The sequence below is a fragment of the Mesorhizobium sp. M0292 genome (genome assembly GCF_040321695.1).
In the GTDB taxonomy this organism is placed as follows: Bacteria; Pseudomonadota; Alphaproteobacteria; order Rhizobiales; family Rhizobiaceae; genus Mesorhizobium.
On sequence record NZ_JAMYSB010000027.1, the window covers coordinates 47,568 to 68,645 of the forward strand.

The 21,078-nt window shown below is 61.9% G+C and carries 29 protein-coding genes and 1 pseudogene; 15 read left to right on the forward strand and 15 right to left on the reverse strand.

Annotated elements, in window-relative coordinates; all coding sequences use genetic code 11:
* Positions 1-138: 138 nt before the first annotated feature.
* The 6 genes from NKI96_RS28055 to NKI96_RS28080 form a co-directional block, all read right to left on the reverse strand.
* Complete coding sequence (locus NKI96_RS28055) at positions 139-546, reverse strand: DoxX family protein (RefSeq protein WP_352807213.1); 408 nt, start codon at positions 544-546, stop codon at positions 139-141.
* Between the two features lie 138 nt (positions 547-684).
* Positions 685-1,107: a DoxX family protein gene (locus NKI96_RS28060; protein ID WP_023671490.1), complete on the reverse strand. Its 423-nt coding sequence runs from the start codon at positions 1,105-1,107 to the stop codon at positions 685-687.
* A gap of 256 nt (positions 1,108-1,363) precedes the next feature.
* Positions 1,364-2,761 (reverse strand): class II fumarate hydratase, encoded by a 1,398-nt coding sequence (fumC, locus tag NKI96_RS28065; protein WP_352807216.1) that lies wholly within the window; start codon positions 2,759-2,761, stop codon positions 1,364-1,366.
* A gap of 587 nt (positions 2,762-3,348) precedes the next feature.
* Positions 3,349-4,434, reverse strand: a complete 1,086-nt coding sequence (locus NKI96_RS28070) for a glycosyltransferase family 10 domain-containing protein (protein WP_245262757.1) — start codon at positions 4,432-4,434, stop codon at positions 3,349-3,351.
* A 4-nt stretch (positions 4,435-4,438) separates the two neighbouring features.
* Positions 4,439-5,200, reverse strand: a complete 762-nt coding sequence (locus tag NKI96_RS28075; RefSeq protein WP_031246519.1) for an SDR family oxidoreductase — start codon at positions 5,198-5,200, stop codon at positions 4,439-4,441.
* 128 nt (positions 5,201-5,328) lie between these two features.
* A complete protein-coding gene (locus NKI96_RS28080; protein WP_352790309.1) occupies positions 5,329-6,090 on the reverse strand; it encodes an NIPSNAP family protein in 762 nt (253 codons plus the stop codon).
* An 85-nt stretch (positions 6,091-6,175) separates the two neighbouring features.
* On the opposite strand from NKI96_RS28080, the gene NKI96_RS28085 reads away from it, so the two are divergent.
* Positions 6,176-6,862, forward strand: a complete 687-nt coding sequence (locus tag NKI96_RS28085; protein ID WP_023824494.1) for a TetR/AcrR family transcriptional regulator — start codon at positions 6,176-6,178, stop codon at positions 6,860-6,862.
* Between the two features lie 18 nt (positions 6,863-6,880).
* Here the strand turns inward: NKI96_RS28085 and NKI96_RS28090 are convergent, their stop codons facing one another.
* On the reverse strand, positions 6,881-7,474 hold the full coding sequence (locus tag NKI96_RS28090) for a hypothetical protein (protein WP_023671496.1): 594 nt from the start codon (positions 7,472-7,474) through the stop codon (positions 6,881-6,883).
* 129 nt (positions 7,475-7,603) lie between these two features.
* Here NKI96_RS28090 and NKI96_RS28095 point away from each other — a divergent pair, with 129 nt between their 5' ends.
* Positions 7,604-8,728 (forward strand): metallophosphoesterase, encoded by a 1,125-nt coding sequence (locus tag NKI96_RS28095; RefSeq protein ID WP_023824495.1) that lies wholly within the window; start codon positions 7,604-7,606, stop codon positions 8,726-8,728.
* A 50-nt stretch (positions 8,729-8,778) separates the two neighbouring features.
* Here the strand turns inward: NKI96_RS28095 and NKI96_RS28100 are convergent, their stop codons facing one another.
* Entirely contained in the window at positions 8,779-8,958 is a 180-nt protein-coding gene (locus NKI96_RS28100; protein ID WP_023671498.1) for a CsbD family protein, read from the reverse strand.
* 171 nt (positions 8,959-9,129) lie between these two features.
* On the opposite strand from NKI96_RS28100, the gene NKI96_RS28105 reads away from it, so the two are divergent.
* From NKI96_RS28105 to NKI96_RS28140, 8 genes are all read left to right on the forward strand, one after another.
* Positions 9,130-9,783, forward strand: a complete 654-nt coding sequence (locus tag NKI96_RS28105) for a glutathione S-transferase family protein (protein WP_023684314.1) — start codon at positions 9,130-9,132, stop codon at positions 9,781-9,783.
* Positions 9,784-9,813: 30 nt separating this feature from the next.
* A complete protein-coding gene (locus tag NKI96_RS28110) occupies positions 9,814-10,146 on the forward strand; it encodes a YciI family protein (protein ID WP_352807221.1) in 333 nt (110 codons plus the stop codon).
* A gap of 465 nt (positions 10,147-10,611) precedes the next feature.
* Positions 10,612-10,821, forward strand: a complete 210-nt coding sequence (locus tag NKI96_RS28115; protein WP_023671502.1) for a cold-shock protein — start codon at positions 10,612-10,614, stop codon at positions 10,819-10,821.
* Between the two features lie 276 nt (positions 10,822-11,097).
* The gene (locus tag NKI96_RS28120; protein ID WP_023671503.1) at positions 11,098-11,322 is read left to right on the forward strand and encodes a hypothetical protein; all 225 of its coding nucleotides are present in this window, start codon (positions 11,098-11,100) and stop codon (positions 11,320-11,322) included.
* On the forward strand, positions 11,322-11,729 hold the full coding sequence (locus NKI96_RS28125; protein WP_023671504.1) for a hypothetical protein: 408 nt from the start codon (positions 11,322-11,324) through the stop codon (positions 11,727-11,729). Before NKI96_RS28120 ends, NKI96_RS28125 begins: the two co-directional genes overlap by 1 nt.
* Position 11,730: 1 nt before the next feature.
* A complete protein-coding gene (locus NKI96_RS28130; protein WP_023671505.1) occupies positions 11,731-11,895 on the forward strand; it encodes a hypothetical protein in 165 nt (54 codons plus the stop codon).
* 4 nt (positions 11,896-11,899) lie between these two features.
* On the forward strand, positions 11,900-12,280 hold the full coding sequence (locus tag NKI96_RS28135; RefSeq protein WP_023715196.1) for a YkgJ family cysteine cluster protein: 381 nt from the start codon (positions 11,900-11,902) through the stop codon (positions 12,278-12,280).
* Positions 12,281-12,349: 69 nt separating this feature from the next.
* On the forward strand, positions 12,350-12,961 hold the full coding sequence (locus tag NKI96_RS28140; RefSeq protein WP_023689918.1) for a LysE family translocator: 612 nt from the start codon (positions 12,350-12,352) through the stop codon (positions 12,959-12,961).
* A 23-nt stretch (positions 12,962-12,984) separates the two neighbouring features.
* On the opposite strand, the gene NKI96_RS28145 is transcribed toward NKI96_RS28140, so the two are convergent.
* Entirely contained in the window at positions 12,985-13,977 is a 993-nt protein-coding gene (locus NKI96_RS28145) for an AraC family transcriptional regulator (RefSeq protein ID WP_352807224.1), read from the reverse strand.
* Positions 13,978-14,158: 181 nt separating this feature from the next.
* Here NKI96_RS28145 and NKI96_RS28150 point away from each other — a divergent pair, with 181 nt between their 5' ends.
* Positions 14,159-14,584, forward strand: a complete 426-nt coding sequence (locus NKI96_RS28150; protein WP_352807226.1) for a GFA family protein — start codon at positions 14,159-14,161, stop codon at positions 14,582-14,584.
* A gap of 56 nt (positions 14,585-14,640) precedes the next feature.
* Complete coding sequence (locus NKI96_RS28155) at positions 14,641-15,153, forward strand: OsmC family protein (RefSeq protein WP_352807228.1); 513 nt, start codon at positions 14,641-14,643, stop codon at positions 15,151-15,153.
* A 71-nt stretch (positions 15,154-15,224) separates the two neighbouring features.
* Here the strand turns inward: NKI96_RS28155 and NKI96_RS28160 are convergent, their stop codons facing one another.
* Genes NKI96_RS28160 through NKI96_RS28170 form a run of 3 tightly spaced genes read right to left on the reverse strand, consistent with a single transcriptional unit; the run spans position 15,225 to position 17,082 of the window.
* Entirely contained in the window at positions 15,225-15,611 is a 387-nt protein-coding gene (locus NKI96_RS28160; RefSeq protein ID WP_023697709.1) for a nuclear transport factor 2 family protein, read from the reverse strand.
* A gap of 17 nt (positions 15,612-15,628) precedes the next feature.
* Positions 15,629-16,078, reverse strand: coding sequence for an OsmC family peroxiredoxin (locus tag NKI96_RS28165; protein ID WP_023697708.1), 450 nt, complete (start codon positions 16,076-16,078; stop codon positions 15,629-15,631).
* A gap of 41 nt (positions 16,079-16,119) precedes the next feature.
* Positions 16,120-17,082, reverse strand: coding sequence for a zinc-dependent alcohol dehydrogenase family protein (locus NKI96_RS28170; RefSeq protein WP_352807231.1), 963 nt, complete (start codon positions 17,080-17,082; stop codon positions 16,120-16,122).
* Positions 17,083-17,232: 150 nt separating this feature from the next.
* Between NKI96_RS28170 and NKI96_RS28175 the strand changes: the two genes are divergently transcribed.
* The 3 genes and pseudogenes from NKI96_RS28175 (at position 17,233) to NKI96_RS28185 (ending at position 19,206) form a co-directional block, all read left to right on the forward strand.
* Positions 17,233-17,841 (forward strand): TetR/AcrR family transcriptional regulator, encoded by a 609-nt coding sequence (locus tag NKI96_RS28175; protein ID WP_352807233.1) that lies wholly within the window; start codon positions 17,233-17,235, stop codon positions 17,839-17,841.
* 28 nt (positions 17,842-17,869) lie between these two features.
* Positions 17,870-17,983 (forward strand): annotated as a pseudogene (locus tag NKI96_RS28180) (LysE family translocator); the annotation flags it as partial.
* Between the two features lie 137 nt (positions 17,984-18,120).
* Positions 18,121-19,206 carry a hypothetical protein gene (locus NKI96_RS28185; protein WP_352807236.1) on the forward strand — a complete coding sequence of 362 codons (1,086 nt, stop codon included), beginning with the start codon at positions 18,121-18,123 and terminating at the stop codon, positions 19,204-19,206.
* A gap of 30 nt (positions 19,207-19,236) precedes the next feature.
* Here NKI96_RS28185 and NKI96_RS28190 read toward each other — a convergent pair whose 3' ends face one another.
* Genes NKI96_RS28190 through NKI96_RS28200 form a run of 3 tightly spaced genes read right to left on the reverse strand, consistent with a single transcriptional unit; the run spans position 19,237 to position 20,937 of the window.
* The gene (locus tag NKI96_RS28190) at positions 19,237-19,554 is read right to left on the reverse strand and encodes a hypothetical protein (RefSeq protein ID WP_352807238.1); all 318 of its coding nucleotides are present in this window, start codon (positions 19,552-19,554) and stop codon (positions 19,237-19,239) included.
* Positions 19,554-19,949: a hypothetical protein gene (locus NKI96_RS28195; RefSeq protein WP_352807240.1), complete on the reverse strand. Its 396-nt coding sequence runs from the start codon at positions 19,947-19,949 to the stop codon at positions 19,554-19,556. Before NKI96_RS28195 ends, NKI96_RS28190 begins: the two co-directional genes overlap by 1 nt.
* Complete coding sequence (locus tag NKI96_RS28200) at positions 19,921-20,937, reverse strand: hypothetical protein (protein ID WP_352807241.1); 1,017 nt, start codon at positions 20,935-20,937, stop codon at positions 19,921-19,923. The genes NKI96_RS28195 and NKI96_RS28200 overlap by 29 nt, the downstream gene beginning before the upstream one ends.
* Between the last annotated feature and the right edge of the window lie 141 nt (positions 20,938-21,078).

Consider the following 21,078-nt stretch of genomic DNA (forward strand, 5'->3'; position numbering starts at 1 on the left):
TTGGAAAGCGTTGGCGGCAATAGGCTCGCGCCCTTCCTATACCCCGTCGATGGGGGGTGGCTCGGCGAAGCCGAGACGGAGTGGGGGGGCGACCTGGCACGGGCGTCGATGGTTCAACCGGGACGATATTTGACGATATCAGACCGCGGCGCGGCGCCCGTCGATCGACCAGGCCCCGGCGCCGGCCATGGCTAGCGCCAGGAATCCACCGGCGATGGCAATGTCCTTCATCAGCATCTGCTGGTGCAGGAAGGTGAGCATCGGGTCATCGCCGCCCTGGCCGTAGTGGCCGATGGAGCCTGCAACGATGCAGAAAGCGGCAAGAAGTATCGCAACGACCGGCGTCTGAAAGCCGACCAGTATCAAGAGACCGGCAATCAACTCGAACAGCCCGGTGCCCCAGGCGGCAAGCGTCGGCAATGGCATGCCGAGGCCTGCGAAATAGCCGGTCGTCCCGGCAATGTCGGCGAGCGCGTTGTAGCCGGAGGGAACGAGCAGGGCGGCGAGCAGCAGCCGGGAAATCAGAAGCAAAGCATCGCGGGGCATGGTCATCTCCGTTGTCTGTCCGCCGGCTGTTTCGAGACCGATCCTAGCAGGGATGGGACGGGCGCGCGCTTGGGCAGACAACGAAAAAGCGGCGTGGAAAATTCCACGCCGCTTTTTTCAGGCTTGGGAAGGGAAAGCTCAGCCGCGCTTGGCGTCGATCGAGTAGGCGCCAGGGCCCGAGGAAGCCAGCAGCAGGAAACCGCCAGTGATGGCGACGTTCTTCAGGAAATGGATCATCTGGTTCTGGTCGGCCCAGCCGGTATGGGCGACAAAGGCCGAGGCGATGGTGAAGACCGCGAGCACCCAGGCGGCGATGCGGGTCTGAAAGCCAACGAGCACGGCAAGGCCGCCGAGCAATTCGATCAGGCCGACGACAATGGCCGTTATGGTCGGCACCGGCAGGCCCATGGCGCCGAAATAGCCGGCGGTGCCCGAAATGGCGGTGAGCTTGCCGAAGCCGGAAAGCAGGAAGATGGCGGCGAGCAGGATGCGGCCGAGAAGGATGGTGGTGGAGCTGTTGGACGCGATGCCGGCGCCGGCAGCGGAAGTGTTGATGGACATGGTGGCTCTCCGAAAAGGGTTGATGTCCCGTCAGATAGACCAAGCCGACTGTTCACCAAAGCCGCCAGTCCGGCGACACATTGTTCACAGGACGTACATTTCGGGATCGTTCGACCGACGCAAAATTCTTGTCGCGGCCAGCAGCGGCGGGAGCAAATTGTCCCGCCACAAAATTCGGATTTCTAGTTGACGCAATCCCCCAAGAAGAGGGCTGCGCGCTTCCCGAGGAAACGCAAGGCACTTTCCCTGGAATCGCTTAACCCGGATGCGTCATGTCCTCCGGCCGCACCAGCCGGTCGTAGTCTGCCTCGCTGACCAGCCCAGTGGCCAGCGCTTCCTCGCGCAAGGTGGTGCCCTTCTTGTGCGCGGTCTTGGCGATCTTGGCGGCATTGTCGTACCCGATCGTCGGCGCCAGCGCGGTCACCAGCATCAGCGAGCGGTCGAGCGCGGCTTTGATGTTGTCTTCGCGAGCCTCGATGCCGACGACGCAATTGTCGGTGAAGGAGATCGAGGCGTCGGCCAACAACTGCACCGACTGCAGGAAGTTGTAGGCCATCAGCGGGTTGTAGACGTTGAGCTCGAAATGGCCCTGGCTACCGGCGAAGGTCAGCGAGGCGTTGTTGCCGAACACCTGCACGCAGACCTGCGTCAGAGCCTCGCATTGGGTCGGGTTGACCTTGCCCGGCATGATCGAGGAACCCGGCTCGTTTTCCGGCAGCGACAGTTCGCCGAGGCCCGAGCGCGGGCCGGAGCCGAGGAAGCGGATGTCGTTGGCGATCTTGAAGATGGCGGCGGCCGCCGCGTTGATGGCGCCATGCGAGAACACCATGGAATCGTGCGCGGCGAGCGCCTCGAACTTGTTCGGCGCGGTGACGAAGGCAATGCCGGTGATTTCGGCGATGCGCGCCGCCACCTTTTCCGCAAAGCCGACCGGCGCGTTGAGGCCGGTGCCGACGGCGGTGCCGCCCTGCGCCAGTTCCTGCAGGCCGGGCAGCGTCATCTCGATGCGCTTGATCGAAGAGGCCACCTGCGCGGCGTAGCCGGAAAATTCCTGACCCAGCGTGAGGGGTGTCGCGTCCTGCGTATGGGTGCGGCCGATCTTGATGATGTGGGCGAAGGCCTTCGTCTTGACCTCGAGCGCAGCGTGCAGATGCTTCAGCGCCGGCAGCAGATCGTGCACGATGCGCTCGGCGCACGCGATGTGCATGGCTGTCGGGTAGGTGTCGTTCGACGACTGGCTCATATTGACGTGGTCGTTAGGGTGCACCGGCTTCTTCGAGCCCATGACGCCGCCCAGAAGTTCGATCGCCCGGTTGGAGATCACCTCGTTGGCGTTCATGTTGGACTGCGTGCCCGAGCCGGTCTGCCAGACGACCAGCGGGAAATGATCGTTCAGCTTGCCGTCGATCACCTCTTGCGCCGCCTCGATGATCGCCTTGCCGACTGCCGGATCGAGCCGCTTCAACTCCATATTGGCTTCCGCCGCCGCTCGCTTGACGATGCCGAGCGCACGCACGATCGAGGCCGGCTGCTTTTCCCAGCCTATCCTGAAATTGCCGAGGGAACGCTGCGCCTGCGCGCCCCAGTAACGGTCAGCGGCAACCTCGATGGGGCCGAACGTGTCGGTTTCGGTTCTGGTCCTGGCAGCGGTCACTTGTCTCTCCGACGATCGAATTCGGCAACGGCGTATCGCGTTGCACAATGGCCTTCAAGCAGAGATTGCGGCCGGCAGGCAGTAAATCGGTTGAAGCGGTAGCGCCGCCCTTCGGGATCCTGCACCCTCCACTTTCGTGTGAAGGAAATTGCTCCTCAGTGCGGCTTGATCCCATGAAGTGGACGGAAACTTGCGGATTTAGCTCGATAAGATCATGTCGAGCTGGCGGATTGCTCTACGCAAACTTCCCCCAGGATCAGCAATGCGCAATTCATGTCTACCTACTCTACCTACGAGCGACGCTGCCACACAAACTACCATCCGTGCCGGCGTCTCACTGGCAACAGCAGCGATGAGGTAGCTTATGCACTTGTCCTTCTGTTCAGTTTCCCGACCAAAATCCGGCATCGCATCCGGATCGAGCTTCGGATCGCGAAACCGAGAATTTCAAGTCCACCCTGGGAGCGCCTCCACATAGCCTCGGAGATCTCCAAGATGCATGGCGGCAAGGTCGAAGCCGTCTCGACGTCGCAAGAGACGCTCTTTGTTCTCCGTATTTTGCTGAAAGCGCGCCTGATCGCGGACCGTCAGCTCGGAACCTTTTTCCTCCAACGGCGCAGCTTTGTCCTGAGATAGGATCTATAGCCGAACGGAAGTGTTCGCCGTCCGGAAGGCTTGCTTGTCCGCGCCTCCAGACGCTGGCGCACGACGCTCATCAGTCTGCAGAACGCGGGTGTTTCCAATGATTGCACCCGTTTGACGAGATTGTCGGGCAATGGCTTTGAGCGCCAGTCGAAATAAGCCTCGTAGTCTTGCGGCGTTGCTATCAGGCGCTGGAGATAGGCTGCAAGATCGCTGGCGCTGGCGAAGGCACTGGCGTCAATAAAGGAGTGCTCCGGAACGAACTCGTCCACATTGGGAGCGCCAAGGTAGATCGGCACCGTGCCGGCCATGAACGCGTCATAGATTTTCTCGGTGACATAGTCGGCCTCGATCGAGTTCTCCATGGCCAGGCAGAATTTGTGCCGCGCAATGGTTTCGATCTTGGTCTTCGAGCCCAGATCGGGGCCAGAGACCGATCGGTTGTTGCGATATCGGCCATAAGAATCGATCTTCATGTGGCGCGCCAGTTCGTTCGCCAGATCGACACGGCCGCTATAATTCAGGCCGGCCGACTGGAAGAGTGCGACCGGCGCTTCTTCCGTTTTCGGCACGATTGGTCTGGCCAGCGCATCTTTCCACCACACCGCACGCGGAAGGTAGGGTACCCAGACATCGGACCGGGATTCATGCGTCATGATGATATCGAAGTGCCGCATGATTTTGGGGTCGGCAAGTCGCTTGTAGTTTTGGCCGCATTCCATCGACCAGGCGACCCAATATTGACCAGGGTATTTGTAGGCATCGCCAACTTCGCGAAAGTTCGGAATATGGAAGACGACTGCCGCGGCCTCGGAAATCCGTCGTTTGTCCAGTGTCCACCGCCCGGGCATTTCGCACTGTATCGACGCGATATCGACGGGTTTGCTGAAGAACGTTGTGTAGAAGAGGATCAGTGGATCGATAGACGGCATGGCACCACGAATGTCTGAAGCATTGCTCAATCTGCAGACAGACGCGGTATCGGAAGTTTGGTCAAGTGCTCCGCTTGTTCGAGGCCGAGGGCCGTCCAAACGGTCACCCCGCCGTATACCCGCCATCGATCGCGAAAATGCCGCCGCTGGTCCACGCCGCCTCATCGCTGGCGAGATAGACGGCGATGCCGGCAAGATCGCTGGTCTGGCCGATGCGGCCGAGCGGGTAGCTGCGCTCGACATAGGTTTTCAGCTCGGCTTGCGCTGCCGCCGGCAGGTTGTCGATCGACTTGCGCCGCATGGCGGTGTCGACCGTGCCGGGCGCAATCGCATTGACCCTGATGCCGCGCGGACCAAGCTCGAAGGCCAGCGACTTGGTCAGCGAATTCAGCGCGCCCTTGGACAAGGAATACAGGCTCGACGGCCGCTTCGGGATCATCTTGTCGGCGAAGTAGGACGAGATGTTGATGACGGAGGCGTTGGCGCCGAGATGCGGCAGCAGCCGCTGGGTAAGGAAGAACGCCGCCGTCACATTGAGCGCGAAGGATTGCTGGAAGAGGTGCTCGGTGACGGTCTCGAACGGCACCAGATAGGCGACGCCGGCATTGTTGACGAGGATGTCGAGTGGGCCGGTTGCTTTCGCGCGATCGACCACGGCATCGATGCCGGAAGAGGTCGAGAGATCGGCCGACTGGGTGCCGACGTTGCCCTCCGCCGCAAGGGTCTCGCGGGCGGTCTCGAGCTTGCTGGTGTCGCGACCGACGATCAGCACGTCGGCGCCCTCGCGCAAGAAAGCTTCCGATATCGCCAGGCCGATGCCGTCCGAGCCGCCGGTCACCAATGCTCGTTTGCCAGAAAGTCTCATTGAAGGCCAAGTCGCATCGAATGCTCTCGCTGTTGCCCGCGTCACGAAGGCAATGCCGATCGGCGAGGGCGGTCAAGCCGCCGGCCTATCGCTCAGTATGAACTTCGGTTGGCCGCGTGCCGATCCGGTTACCGCAGCAGCGACTGCGACGTCGGCGTCAGGCGCAAGGTTTCGGTCCGCCAGGTCACATCGGCCGCTTGCCATTGGGGCGAAGCGGCAACTGCGGCTTCGTAACTGGCATGCGCCTCGGGACTGTTGAAACCCGTCACCGCAATAAAGACGTTTTCGCTCAAGCGCACCGGCAGGCGGGGAAAGCTGTTTTCGGCGTGCTCGGTGATGAAGGCGCCAAGCAACCGTCCGCCGACGCCGATAAGGACCGGAACGGCATCCGTTTCGAAATTGCCGGCGAAATCGGCTTCGGAGCCAGACCGCAGATGATGAATCTGGATGGCAACGATAGCGGTCAAGCGATTGTCTGCGCTCAGCTTTCCATCCGGCGGCATGGCGCCTCGCTGCGCGCCTGACAGATCGAAGCCGGCGCCTGGCCATGCCGGCTTCAAGAGCAGCACATCGTCGGAATCGATCATCGTCTCATTGGCGGCGTCGCGGTGCGCCGTCCACACCGGCCCGTCATAGAAGGCGGTGAGCGCCTGCTTCCGCGCTTCCATGCCCTCGAAGCCGCGCAGCCAGACGAATATGTCGGGGCGGTCGAGGTCGCGGAACTGTCCGATGATGGTCATGCCGGCGTGTTCCTGGCCTTCGATGAACCGACTGTCGAAGATGTCGATCAGCGTCTCGCGCCGGCCCGGCTTCAGCGTGTACTGCCGCAACTCGACGACAGGCGAAGCGAGCGGTTTTGCCGTTGCAGGCGCATTCAGGGGTACGGTCATTGTGTCGTCTCCAAAAAACAGGATGATCATCCGGTTTATAAAACAGATCGGTTGTCCTGTTTTGTCAATCTGCTATCGTTGGCAAATGTCAGCAGAGATTGCTCGGGCTCCGAAAGGGCCGCCGCGAAAACGCACCAACGATCCCGAAGGGCTGCGCAACAAGGTGCTCGATGTCGCCGAAGCGTCGTTCCAGGCGCGTGGCTATCATGCATCCGCTCTTGGCGAGTTGATGACGACCGCAGGCGTCAGCGGCGGCGCGCTGCATCATCATTTCCCGACGAAGAAGGCGCTCGCTCTGGCGGTGATCGAGGAGCGCGTGGCAGCGGCCCTCGATGAAACCTGGATCAACCCTGTACGGGCGGCAGGCTCGGCGCGCGAAGGCGTGCGCGCGGTATTCGAGGCGGTGGCGACCGAGCTTGAGCAGCAAGGCTTCGTGCGCGGCTGTCCGCTCAACAATCTGGCGCATGAACTGTCGCTCGCTGACCCGGATTTCCGCGCCGCTTTGGCCGGCATCTTTGCCGGATGGCGTCAGGCGGTTGCCGACAAGGTGCGAGCCGACCAGCAGTCGGGGAGGGAGCAGGGCACCGACCCCGAGCGCTTTGCGGCACTCGCCATCGCCGCCTATTCCGGCGCCATGTCGATGGCCAAGACGGCACAGGATGCCAGCGTGCTGCGCGATTGCCTGGCCGAACTTCAGGGCAGCTCAACGTCGCCATTCCCGAGCAGAGCGAAGCGGCGTAGCAGGATCCTGCTGCGGCCGGGAACACCTTGAGGCCGGAACTGCGCTGTTCTAGTTGGAAAGCGGCTTGATCGTCTCGTAACCGTTCACCGATTCCGCGCTGGTCCCTTCGTCGTAGCGCCGGGCGAGGGACGCTTGCAGATCGGGCGCATAAAGCGCGGTAAATGTGTCCAGCGTTTCGCCGGCGCCGTTCTTGAAGGTCTCCGTGACGGCCAGCACGTTGTATTTGCAGCCGCCGACACTGAACGTCTCCTTGCCCTTGACGACCAGGCTCAGCGTCTTGGTGCTCTTCGGCTGCTTGTTCGGCGACAGCTCGACGAATTCGATCGTGCTCTTGGCTCCAGTCTTCAGCGGAAACAGTTTTCGCAGATCGGAAAACGGGATCGTCGCCACCCGTCCGGTATCGCTGTCGCGAAACACTTCGACCAGGCCGGCAAACAGGAACTGTGTCTGCGGCGATTGCGATTCGTAGGTGTTGGCGACGGACACCATGCCGCCGGCCACCGGCCGAAACTCGCTGCGGACGCCAGGCATTTCCAGAACGAAGCCGGCCTTTGCCGATTTTGCGTCGACACAATCGGCGGCATGCACCGCAGCCGCCGGCAGCAACCCAGCCAGCACCACGCCTATCGAAACGGCTCTCATGAAATCCCCCTGTGCTTGTATTTGCCGCGCGCCAGCATGACCCAAGAAATGCCAGAGCCAGTGTACCGTGTCGACCTGCCATTCCTGGCAACTGGACGGTGGGGCGCCGGCTGTGCTGAATTTCAGGTCATGAATCGCAAGCTCGTCCTCTCCCGTCGCAATTTCCTCGCACAGGCAGCCGGCCTTGCCATGGCTGGCATGCTGCCGCGCGCCGCGCTTGGCCAGACCGGCAAGCGCATCCAGCCCATCGACGCCACCTTTCTGTTCATCGCCGATGTCCATGCCTGCCGCATGTCGAGCGGCCTCAGCCCCAACTGCCTGGAGGAAGGCAAGACCGATGCCGCGCTGTTGCGCAATGTCGCTGTCCTCAATGGCTTGGCCGGCCGGCAATGGCCAGTCGAGATCGATGGCGTTGCAACCCGCCTGCGTTCGGCCGGCGGCCGCATCGATGCGCCGCTCGGCCTCGTTGTCGGCGGCGACATCACCGACGATGGCGGCGGCCAGATCACCGAGCCCAGCGAAGGCACGCAACTGTTGCAGTTCAGCCAGCGCTATCAACAGGGCGTCGGTCCCGATCGCGTGCACATGCCGGTCTATGTCGGCCTCGGCAATCACGATCTCGACCAGAACGGCTCGCCGCCCCATGTCGACTGGTACCGGCGTGAATTGCGCGACTATGTCGAGATCAACCACCGCCCCGGCGTGTTCTTCAAGCCGCCGGTGCCGGCCACCGAATACGATGTCGACACCGACTGCTATTCCTGGGACTGGGGCGGCCTGCATCTCGTCCAGACCCACCGCTTTGCCGGCGACACCGGCCATGGCGCGGTGAGCAGCCTGCCGTGGCTGAAGCAGGATCTGGCGACCTACGCGGCGGATGGCCGTCCCGTCATCCTGTTCCAGCACTATGGCTGGGACACTTTCTCGGTCGAGCGCTGGGACCCGGCCAAGCGCACCTATGACGATGACGGCGCAGGCGCGCCGCATTGGTGGAGCGAGGCCGACCGCCAGGCGCTGCTGGCGGCGCTGAAGGGCTACAATGTCATCGCCATCTTCCATGGCCATCAGCACGAAGTGCCGATGATCTACAAGAGCGATGGCCTCGACCTGTTCAAGCCGAAGGCCGCCTATATGGGCGGCTTCGCGCTGGTGAGGGTAACCGGGGACAGCATGGACGTAGTGCTGGGCGAGGCGGCCGGCGACCACGGCGAGGTCAAGTTCACCAGCGCCTTCAGCAAGAGTCTCAGCCTCTGACAAGAAAAAGGCGGCCTTGAGCCGCCTTCCTCATTGCCTGCGAGATCGGGTCAGAGCGCCTTTTTGATCTTGTCCTTCACGTCGCCATAGACCTTCTGCACCTTGCCGGCGGTCTTGTCTGCAGTGCCTTCGGCCTGGGTCTGCCTGTTGCCGGTCGCCTTGCCGCCGGCCTCCTTGACCGAGCCCTTGACCTGCTTGGCCACGCCGGCAACCTGATCCTTGTTCACCATCTTTGCATCTCCTGGGATTCCGGGGATTCATTCGCAGGAGGCAAACGGGCCGGCTTGGCTTAGGTTCCCTGGGCGGCGATCATCGTCGCATCTGGTCGCTTATATGGTCGCCGAAACGCTTTGCCGCGTCGTATCGTGTGACTAGTGTGACGAAATTTTGGGGAGACCGCCTTGGCTGAATTTACGCTCATCATCGCCAACAAGTGCTTTTCGTCCTGGTCGCTGAGGCCATGGGTGGCGATGAAGCATCTGGAGATCCCGTTCGAGGAAGGTTTCGTGCGCCTGCGCACGCCCGAGACTTTTGCCGCTCTGGCGAAAGTCTCGCCCACCGGCCTTGTGCCAGTGTTGAATCACAATGGCAGGATTGTCTGGGAAACCCTTGCCATCCTTGAATATCTGGCCGACCTGTTTCCGGAGAAAAAACTTTGGCCGCAGGATATCGGCGCCCGCGCCTTGGCTCGCTCGGTGGCGACCGAGATGCATTCCGGCTTTCGCGAGGTGCGCTATGGCTGGCCGATGAATTTGCGCCGGCCGAAGGGCCACAAGCCGCTCGACGCCGAAGGCGAAATGCAGCGCGCGCGCATCGAAACGATCTGGCGCCAGTGCCGGGAACAATACGGCAAAGGCGGCCCCTTCCTGTTCGGTCATTTCACCGCGGCCGATGCCATGTATGCACCTGTCGTCACCCGCTTCGACACCTATGGCGGCAAGCTCGCGCCCGACACGCGCGCCTACGTCGACGCCGTGTTGGCAACGCCGGCGATGCGGCACTGGTATGCGGAAGCAGCGAAGGAGACTTGGCCGGAACCCGGCCCGGACGAATAGGACCACTAATGACATCACGGTGAGTGACCGATGGCCAGCAATGATGGACCGCGTGAGACTACCGCGCCAACAATCTTCCACTGCCGGCTGATCCCGCCTCGGCCGGACTTCGCCTTCACCCTGACGGAGGAGGAGAGGGAGTTGATGGGCCGGCATGCCGACTATCTGCGCGGCAAGCTTGCCGAGGGCACCATGATCCTGGCCGGGCCGGTCGCCGACCCGGCCGCCGGCCCTTGGGGTCTGCTGATCCTGCGTGTCGGCAGCGAAGCCGAGGCAAGAGCGGTCACCGACGGCGATCCGGTGTCGAGCTTCGGCCGCGGTTTCCACTACGATATCCTGCCGCTGATCAGCGCGATCCTGTAGGCGAGCGTAAGTTTAAGGAAAAGTGTGAAACGGTTTTCCCTTGGGAATTGTGTCAGACAACGGCACATACAAGAACGCCTCTCGCACCGTTTAATGTGCGGGAGGCGTCCTTTTGCCAGCATTACCGAGATTGCTCTCTGAATTGCTGACACCACGGAAATGCGCCGGCTTGCGATTGGTTCCGGGGCGTGGAATATTGTTTGGGAACGCCTTGCGCTCCGCCACCTCGTCAGTTGAGGCTTATGCCTCAGGCACCCTCAGGTTGAATTTGGGCTCCGGCCAAACCAGAAATTGACTGGGCGCTAAAAGAAGTCTATAAGAAACATGTCGATATTTGTTTGACCGACTTTTGTTATCCGCGCACGATGCGCGCCTTTGACGAACTTCCCCATCAAAAATCGAGACAAAACGCTGTTGTGCAGTCGCACGATGGTGAACGAATATTTGCCAGGGAAAGGGTTCTTCATGGCCACCGGCACAGTGAAATGGTTCAACGCCACCAAAGGTTTTGGTTTTATTCAGCCTGACGACGGCTCCGCCGACGTTTTTGTCCACATCTCGGCCGTAGAGCGCGCCGGCATGCGTGACATCGTCGAGGGTCAGAAGCTCGGCTACGAGATGACCCGCGACAACAAGTCGGGCAAGATGTCCGCCGACCAGTTGAAGGCGGCCTGATAAGGAATTCGGCCTTCCGGTGACCACGGATAGGCTGAAAGGAGCGCCTTGCGCATCCAACTGGATGCGCGGCGCTTTCATGGAAGGTCAGGCGGTGCCTGGCCTTTTTCATTTTGTGCGTCGTGCCGCTAAAAGTGCGCCGCACGCCGGCCGGAACGTGCTAAGGGACGCTCCAGCAATCTGAACCGCCCATACTGCCCCGCTGCCGTATTGCTTTGGTCGTAATCGAAGACCGCTCTCGCTCTATCGGCACCAGGCTCCCGACAGGAGAAAGTTTTGACCACTCAATCCAAGACCGCCGACCAGGCCGGCTCGCTGTTCAGCAAGACGCAAACCCAGTCGATGTCACTCAACCGCATCCTGTCCGAGCGTGATGCCGTCAGCGAGGCTCGCGAAGCCAAGACCGCGCGCTTGCGCGAACTGCGCAAGGAAAAGGAAGCCGACGACATGGCAGCGGCCGCAGCCCTTGCGGCGCTGCCGAAGCGGGCAGGCAAACGCTGATGGCCACCAAGCGCGTACCGCCGACGCCGATCGATGCCGATGCGACCATAGCGTCCATGGTCCCGGGCCTGGACAAGCCGGTCGAATATGTCCGCCGTGTGCTGGAAAAGCTCGAGCGCTGCAAGCGCGCGCATGGCGATGCCCAGGTGCGCGTCGGCGTGCGCGGCCGTGCCGAAGCCCCGAACTATCTGGTCGAATATGTCCGCGAGGACAAAAAGACCCAGGAGCGCGTGACCTACCAGGATGCCGCCTATAGCGGCAGCACGCATCGCGAACTGGCGGCGCACCACATTGCCGAGGCGAGGAACTGGTCGCCCGAGGAAATGAACATCACAGCGGTCTCGGCGCTGATCGGCCGCTTGCGCAATCCGCGCGCACCATCATCGCGCTTTTCCGACGAGGACTGACATGGCCATAAAGTTTTCCACCAAGGATCAGCCGGCAGCGCCGGCTGCTGCCACTGCAAAGCAGGCCAAGCCCGCTGCCGCGCCGAAGGCCGCCGAACCGTCGGCGACCGATCTGTTCGAGGCGCCGGCCGCCACGCCCAAGGGCAAGGCAGGCAAGAAGAAATAGCGCCTTGCCGCACCAAGCCGATCGCAATCTCGCAGCACCTGGGCTGGTCGCGTTGGCCGCCAGGGATATCCGGTCGTCAAAACAGGACGACCAGCCGGTTTTCGATTGCCAGAGCTGCGGCGCCTGCTGCTCCTACTCGGCCGAATGGCCGCGCTTCTCGACCGAGGACGATGCGCAACTTGACCGGATTCCGGAAAAGTTCGTGTCCGCCGACCTGTCCGGCATGCGCTGCGAGGGCGTGCGCTGTTCGGCGCTTACGGGCGAGATCGGCAAGCACACGGCCTGCGGCATCTACGAGATCCGCCCGGACGTCTGCCACGCCTGCATGCCTGGCGGCGACGATTGCCTGATGGCGCGCAAGGCGCACGGGATGCCAACGATCTAGCCGACGCCCACCTTGCCTCATCCCACATCCCTCGATAGCTTCCACTACGGGCAGGGCGTTGGAGGAACCATGAGCATCGAATTCCTGTTGACGTCGCTGATCGTCGTGGCTTCGCCCGGCACCGGCGTTCTCTACACGCTGAGCGCCGGGCTTTCGCGAGGCGCGCGCGCCTCGATCACTGCTGCATTCGGCTGCACGCTTGGCATCATCCCGCATATGGCCGCCGCCATCACCGGCCTGGCGGCGCTGCTGCACACAAGTGCTGTCGCCTTCGAGACGCTGAAATATCTCGGCGTCGCCTATCTCCTCTACATGGCCTGGAACACGCTGAAGGAGAAGGGCGGCCTGAGCGTCGATGAAAACGCGGCACCCCGCTCGGCAGCCAAGGTCATCACCTCCGGTATCCTGATCAACATCCTGAACCCGAAGCTGTCGATCTTCTTCTTTGCCTTCCTGCCGCAATTCGTCAGCACGACCGAACCGAACGCATTTGCCAAGATGCTCGAACTCTCGAGCGTCTTTATGCTGCTGACCTTCGTCGTCTTCGTCGCTTACGGCATCTTTGCCGCCTCGATCCGCAGCCATGTCGTGTCGCGGCCGATGGTGCTGACCTGGATGCGCCGCACCTTCGCCGGCGCCTTTGTCATGCTTGGGGCCAAGCTGGCGCTGGCTGATCGATAGAACAGGATCTGGCAGGCATCGGTCTACTCTTCGTCGGTTCCGGATCCGGTCCGGATGCCTAGACGCCAGGCGGAGGGCGGAAGGCCGATCATCTTCTTGAAGGCGCGGCTGAACGCTGCCTCGGATTCGTATCCGATTTCAGCGGCGATGCTGGCCATGTTGCTGGTGCCGGCGCTGAGCAACTCCGAGGCGATCTGCATGCGCCATTTGGCGAGATAATGCATTGGCGGCGTGCCGACCAGCCTGGTGAAGCGTTCGGCGAGCACGCTGCGCGACAGCGCGGAGTCCTTCGCCAGCGCCTCCACCGTCCAGTTATGCGCCGGCCGGTCGTGGATCAGCGCCAGTGCCCTCGCCAGGTGCGGATCGCGCAGGCCAGCCAGCCATCCCGTGGTTTGTGGCGGCAGCGATTCCAAGTAACGGCGCAACACGTCGACAAACATCAGTTCGCTCAGTTTGGTGAGCACCGTTTCACTGCCTGCGCGCTTTTGCGCCACCTCCGTGACAGCCAGGTTGATGAACTGGCTGAGCCAGCCGCCATCGCCTTTGGCATCTCCGGCCTTGATCACCGGCGGCAAAGCCTCGAGCAGGGGATTGAATGGCTGTGCATCACAGGCGAGATAGCCGCAAACCAGCCTAGCCGAGGTCGCGCCGTCGCCGGCGCAGTTGATGTAAAACGGCATCCGGCTGGATGTTGCGATGTCGAGAACGTCGGCTGTCGGCGGATCGGCGCGCAGCGCCGGATTGCTGGACATAATATGCGGGTCGCTCCTGGTGAAGACGACGACTTCGCCTGCCTCCAGCGCGATCGCTTCCTGGCCGACGATGCGCGCGAAGCAGCGACCGGCCGTTACCACATGGTAGGAGATCAGATGGTCCGCACCGGGCAGGATCTTCGGCAGGATGGACGATGGCGCCGGCGAGCAGACGGCCCACGGCTCGTGGCCCTCAATGTCAAAAAACGTCGCGCCGGTAAGGCGTACCGTCCTCAACAGGTTAGACAGAGCATCCCCGGCCATTCCGTTTCGTCCCGCACCCGGCTAGCCGGTGAGCCATCCCTTTCGAGTTCCGGACGCGCTGTCAAGCGAGGCGGACGCCGTATCATTCAGTTCGCGGCCAGAACTCCTAAACCTGCACCGGTGCTCAAGCTGCCGAGAGTGGGCGCTGAGTGCTGTCGAAACCAAACCAGGGACAAAAGTCATGACGGTACATAAGGGCGGGTGTTTTTGCGGCGCCGTGGAAATCGAAGTGCACGGAGCCGCCGAGGCAATGGGCTATTGCCATTGCGGTTCGTGTCGATCGTGGTCGGCGTCTCCCGTGAACGCCTTCACGCTGTGGAAGCCTCAGAACGTCAAGGTCACCAAGGGCGCGGAGTTCCTGTCCGGATTCGAGAAGACCGAAATGAGCGATCGCCAGTTCTGCACGAAATGCGGTGGTCATCTGATGACCGATCATCCGCCGCTCGGCCTGGTCGATGTCTATGCGGCAACGATACCGGGCGTGAAATTCACGCCTGGGGTTCACGTCAACTACGCTGAGACCGTGCTGCCGATGAAGGATGGGCTGCCCAAGCTCAGGGACTTTCCGGCTGAGCTCGGCGGCTCCGGCATCGCGGTGCCGGAATAAGGCCCGGCCACTGCTCGCCATTTTTGACAACGACAATTCAAGACAGGAGATTGTTCATGGAAATCGCAACATTTCGCGCCACGCAGGAGCCGATCAAGGATCTCTATCGCAGGGATGCGAAGGCCGCGTTCCTCACCTTGAAGGCCAAAGGCGTCGCCGACGCGTCCACCGTGACCTGCAAGGTCGAGACCGGACGCGGGCTGGCGCTTGCCGGCATTCATCCGATGGCCGGGGGCAGCGGCCAGGAACTGTGCTCCGGCGACATGCTGCTGGAGGCGCTGATCGCATGCGCCGGTGTCTCGATGCGCGCGGCGGCCGTGCTCGAAATTCCGATCAGGTCCGCCGAAGTTTCCGCGGAAGGTGACGTCGATCTTCGCGGCACGCTCGGCGTGACTGCGGGTGTTCCAGTCGGCTTCAAGGAAATCCGCTTGCGGTTCGACATCGACACCGACGCTCCCCAAAGTCAGCTCGACCAACTGCTCGAACTCACGGATCGCTATTGCGTGATCTTCCAGACCATCCAGAACAGTCCCAGCACCACGGTGAAGCTGCACCGCGTCATCCAGTGACCAGAAAACCGGCCCGGAAACTCGACTTGAGCGAGATTCCGGGCTGGGAACGGGAGTGCCGGGCAACGCTTCTATCCTTTGACGTAACCCATCGCCTCGACGATCAGCTCGTCCGCGACACGCATCAGGTTGACGCCGCGGATGGAGTTGCCGTCGGCCATGAAGTAGCGCCAGCGGATCGTCGCCCGTTCACCGGCGACGAAGGTTTCCTCGAGGTCGAAGCGCGTGCCGGGCTGGGTGGCGATCGCCGACCATAGGTCAATGCATGCCTCTTTGCCGGCATGGCGGGCGCCGTCCGGCGCCGGCACGGTGTTTTCGATAACGCAATCCTGCGCCACCAACTCGGCAAGCGCGGACGGATCGTGCAACTGGAACACATCGTTGAAGCGACGCATGATCTCGGCCGTCTGGCTAGAGTGGTCGCCCGGATGAATGCTCGTGATGCTGTCCTGGCTCATCTCATACCTCCTGGTTTTCATTGTTCCGTGGCAGTGGTGGCGGCCAGCTCGGCCTTGAGGGTGATGGTTGTAACGCCGGCCAAAGCGCGAGAGACAAGGCAGGTCGTCTTCGCCGTCTCCGCCATACGCTGGAATTCGGCAGGCTGAAGGCCGGGAATCTCTGCTTCCGTTTCGAGCTCGATGCGGGTGATCGTCGGCCCGGCGGCGGTCGCGCCGAGATGCACCTTGGCGACGGTGCGGATGGTGCGGGCGACGTGGCCTTCCTGGCCGAGGATGAAGGTCAGCGCCATCGAGAAGCAGCCGGCATGTGCTGCCCCGATCAGCTCTTCGGGATTGGTGCCCGGACCGTCCTCGAACCGCGACGGAAAGGAATAGGCGCCTTCGAAGACGCCGCTGCCAAGCCGCAGACGGCCGCCGCCTTCCTTCAGCGTGCCTTGCCATTCTGCGGAAGCTTCACGGATGGTCATGGTCGTTCTCCTGATTCGGGGTTGAAAAGCGGGCAATTGGGTCAGGCGCAGTCGATGACAACCTTCCCGAACACGTCGCCCTGCTGGAAGTGGCGGTACGCTTCGGGGGCTTCGGCAAAGGGGAAGACCCTGTCGATAACGGGCTTGAGGCGATGCTGCGACACGGCGCGCAGCATGGCCTCAAGATTGCTGCGGCTGCCGACGAACAGGCGGCTGATGGTGGCGAGGCTGCGCTGATAAAGCGCTGCCGGCATCTCGATCGATCTGCCATTGGCGTCCTGCAGCGTCAGCAGCACGATGTGTCCATAAAGCGTGCTGGCAATCAGCGACTGCGCGAAGGTGGCCGGGCCGCCGGTTTCGACGACGAGGTCGATGCCGCCTGTCTGCTCGCGCGCCCAGCCGCCCCATTCCGGTATGTCGGTGCTGGAGACAACGAGGTCGGCGCCCAGCGCCCGCAGCCTGTCGGCCTTCTCCCCGCGCGATGTGATGGCGACAACCCGGCAGCCGAGCAACTTGGCGAACTGCAGAGCAAACAGCGAAACGCCACCCGAACCGATGGTGAGAACCCATTGACCGGGCTTCGGAATCCGGGTCCGGGTCACCGCGTTCCAGGCCGTCACGCCGGCGCAGGTCAGCGTCGCCGCTTCGTGCCAGCTCAGATGATCGGGCAGTCGCGCCGCCCATTGTTCGTCGAGCACGGCAAACTCAGTCAGCATGCCGTCCAGCGTACAGCCGAGCTGGTCGATCAGACCGGCATTGATGCGGCCATCGATCCAGCGGGCGAAGTAGCTGCCGGTGACGCGGTCGCCGACGGCAAAACGGGTAACGGCATCGCCGATTGCGACGACGTCACCGGCGCCGTCGCTCAGCGGCACGATGCCTTGCCGCGGCGGCAACGGATAGGTGCCGCCAAGGATCATCGTGTCGCGCCGATTGAGCGAGGCGGCGCGGACTCGCACCACGATCTCATGCGGTTTCGGTTCCGTCCGCGCCTCCTCGCGCATCGCCAGGGATTCGGTTCCACCAAACCCTTCAAGACGGTAGCTGCGCAGGTCACTCTCCTTAATAATATATAGACTGATCTACATATTATATAGACCGATTGTCATATTTTTGGCAAGGCCTATAATGTGTCACTGCTGACAGAGGTTGACATGGCCAACGACACCCGCACCCGCATACTCGAGACCACAGGCCTGTTGCTCAGGCAGCGCGGCTATCACGGCACCTCGCTCAACGACATTCTGGGCGCCAGCGGGGCGCCGCGCGGCTCGCTCTATTTTCATTTCCCGGGCGGCAAGGACCAACTGGTCATCGAGGTGACGCGCAACAGCGTTGCCGACGTCACGAAAAGGCTGGGCGAAGCACTGGCAGCCGAAAGCGATCCTGCAGTGGCCGTCCATCACATCTACCAGTCGGTCGGGCGCATGCTGGAGGACAATGATTTTTCGCTGGGTTGCCCCATCGCGCCGGTGGTGCTGGATTCACCCACCGATGTGCCGGAACTGGCGGAACTCTGCCGATCGGCTTTCGAGCAATGGATCGGCTTGCTGCGACAGGCCTTCGTCAGGGCAGGGGTGCCCGAACGCCGCGCGCACGCTTTGGCGCTGCTGATCGAATCCTCGCTGGAAGGGCTGATGGTGATTGCGCGGGCCACCCGCGACCGTGCACCGGTGCTGGCGGTGGCCGATGAGGTGGCTGCATTGGTCGAGCAGGCGGTGCTTGCGGGCAAGGTTGCGCGGCACGCCGACGCCGCTATCTGAGGTCGGTCCCGCAAATCGGCGCTCCAGCTTCGCCGCCTCGATCCGCAGCCATGTCGTGTCGCGGCCGATGGTGCTGAGCTGGATGCGCCGCACCTTCGCCGGCGCCTTCGTCATGCTCGGCGCCAAACTGGCAATGGCCGACGGGCAGGGACGGCCGATCCGATCTATGCGTGTGCTGAAAATCTACGCGGCATCTGCACGGCGCCTGGTCCGGCTCGCCATCGTTCCGCGCTCATAGGCAAGCAAATGGCAATCGGCCAACGCCGAGGAGTGCTTGTCTTGCTGACGCCTTTGATCCTGATTCCGCTTCCGTTTCTGTTTGTGCCCTTCTTCATCGCGGTGGCAATGCCGAACCGCGTGTGTCTCGCCGTCTGCGCTGTCGTCCTGGCTGCCGGCATCGCTTACCTGCGTGGCGATGGCTCTTTCGACGGACCGGGAGGCTTGTTGGCTGCCGTGCTGTGGGCAGCAATGGCAATAGGTGCGGCGGCGGGCGTCATCGCGCGAGGCATAGGGTTGGGATTGCGTTCGTTCGGCGCGAAGAGGGCCATCGTACAGTCGCCTGTGCTCGTCGCGTTTCTGGTCTTGGCGCTCGGATTTTCATGGCTGTTTGTCGTCAAACCGAAACTTGACGCACGGCCGGCATCGCAAGCCTGTCTGACATCGATCATCCACATCAAGATCGGCGGCCGTTTGCTCTCGACCCCGCCTGCGCCCGTGGTGCAGATCAGCAACGGCTATATAGCCGACTACGGTTTGAGCAGTGCCAAAGGCACGCGCCTGGTGTGCAGCGCAACTGACAATGGTTTGATTCCCCTGATCGCCAGTTCACTCTCCCTGCGCTTTGGCGATCTGAAGAACCACCGCAAGCCGAATCTCGTCGAGCGAACATTTTGTACCATGGCTAAACCCGGTGGTTGGGTCGCTCTGTGGTGCGACAGATTCAATGCACCCGAAGCATTGGCAGACTGGCCCGAAACGCTTGTCGTGGGTCTATCGTCGGATTTTTCGCTGAGGCATCCCTTTCTCCTCAACGGGCCGCCGCGAGAAGAACTTGCTGCAGGACTTGCCAAATCGGCAGGCAGCGGCAACCCGATCGTTGGGCTGCCGGCAGTCGGTTTTGTCCGCTATAAAATGCCTTCGAATGCTGAATACTGGGTCAGCACCGACCCAAGCTGGCGGCTGCCGGACAACGCGATCTATTTGATGGATTGTTCGTTGGACCGATGTCGCGTGGCGTTTTCGATCGATGGCACCGTTTTCGCTGGCTACAGTTTCCAGGCACCGATCGAGGGCCGCGAGGCAAGGTCGCGCGCCGTCTATTCGAAGGCTATGACGCTTCTGGATGAACTGCATTCCAATCGCTAAATTTAGGTCCCGCTGTCGAGAAGGTTCTGGCTAGCCAGCTGCTCGACGATCGCCTTTCTTGCCTCGTCGCGCTTCTTGACATCGGCCGTCGGCGCGTACGAGCATCGCTTTCCAGAATGCGGTCCAGCTTTCGTTGCGCGGGAACAATGCCGACAGGGAGCCGCCACCCCTTTCTGTGCTTAACTTGTCCAGTTTGGCCCACAACGCCGGCGATTGAAGCCTAATCCTTGTAAAGCGCAGAAAAGCCGTTTCCGAAAACTTGCCCACCAGCGGCGTGAGCGCGCGCATCTCATCGTCGAGCAGGGCGCTATGTACGCCGTAAACAAACGCCTGCACCTTCAGGTCCATCACGTCGTCAGGGGACCGGAGCACCGATTCGAACATCGATCTGCGCCGTTGCAGGATGGTGTCTCGGCTCGATGGAGGTAGATATCCGCCCAGTGCAGCAGCCCGATGTACTGCCACAACTTCAGATCGACCTTTTGTTTGAACGCCTCTGACGCGCGTTGGCTGTTGATGTCGTTCTGCCGTAGAACGGATGCCCCTGCGCACCAGGAGCACACCCGTGCCGTGGTCAGGATGCGCAGACGTTCGTCGTTGAAGACGGCGGTTTGTTCGGGAGTAAGATTGGGTAAAAGTTTGGAGAAAGGCAGATCGGGCCGCATCTCATATTGGCTGAGGTAGACGCGGCGGGTGGCGACTCTGATGGTGTTGTCATCGACGTAACCCTCTTGATACAGCATGCTGACGATGCCGAGTGCGGAGAGGACATCCGAACGTTCCCACTTTTCCGCAAGGTCGAGCGCGTCCTTGGACAGCTTGACGTTCCGGATGCAGTGCTACGGCTCGGCGGTTTGGTCGGATCGAGTCTATAGATTGCCGATGCCATCGTTGCCGGCCTAAGGTCGGGTGCGCCAAAACTGACAAACGTGAAGGGCCGCTGCGGTCCTCCCATATCGATGCCGGCTTCTCGACGGACGTCCCCATGTACATCGCCAACATCGGCAGATAGGAGGGCACCCTTGCGCTGCCTTGCCGCCATGTGAGCACCGTCTTCTTCTGGCCTGCGGTCATCATCACCGCCGACAGTTCGAGACAGCAGTGGGCCGTGGTGAAGTTTCGTTCCGGGTAGGCCTCGACATAGAGGCCGTCGGGAATCTCGCCAAGAGTGGTGCTCTTGTAGCATTCGTCGATGCGGCCGACCTTGCGAAGGTCATCCGAACCGGCCAGGTCTGCGCCGGTGCAGTCACTGCCCTTGGCAAGCCGCACCTCGGTAATGGTCTTGATCGTCTTCTGATGGGAATCCTCGAAGTCGACGACGACAACCCGGTCAACGATGCCTTCGGCGAGGAAGGTTGGACGTATCCATTGACCGAGCACGCCAAAGGTTCGGATTTTCGACAGCTCCGGATCGATGGCGGCCGGCGCAAGCGACGCCGTGCTTGCGGACAGCCAAAGGCGCATTCCAATGGACGTTGCCGCCCACAACCCTAGGAAGACGAAAGAGGCCAGCATGAAGCCACTGCGATCGGCGCGACTGCGGCTATAGAGCAGGCAGCCGCTGACGCCTGCGATTAGCCCGATCGCCGCAATGAGTACGCCCAGTCCGCCGAAAATACCCATGCTGAATGCGGCAATGACAGCGCCGGCATATGTGCTTGCCGAGGCGAGCATGGCGACCAAGATGATACCACCGACGCACTGCCCGATAGTTTTTTGCAGATTCGTCATCGCGGGTGTCCGATTGTCCACTGCAACTTCTAGGCGACGACGATCATGGTTCCGTTAAACCGTTGCCAGCCGGTGAAGTAGCGTTGGCAGATAGTCGTCCCTTCACGAGCAACAGGCGCGATAACCGCGCCGCCTCACCAG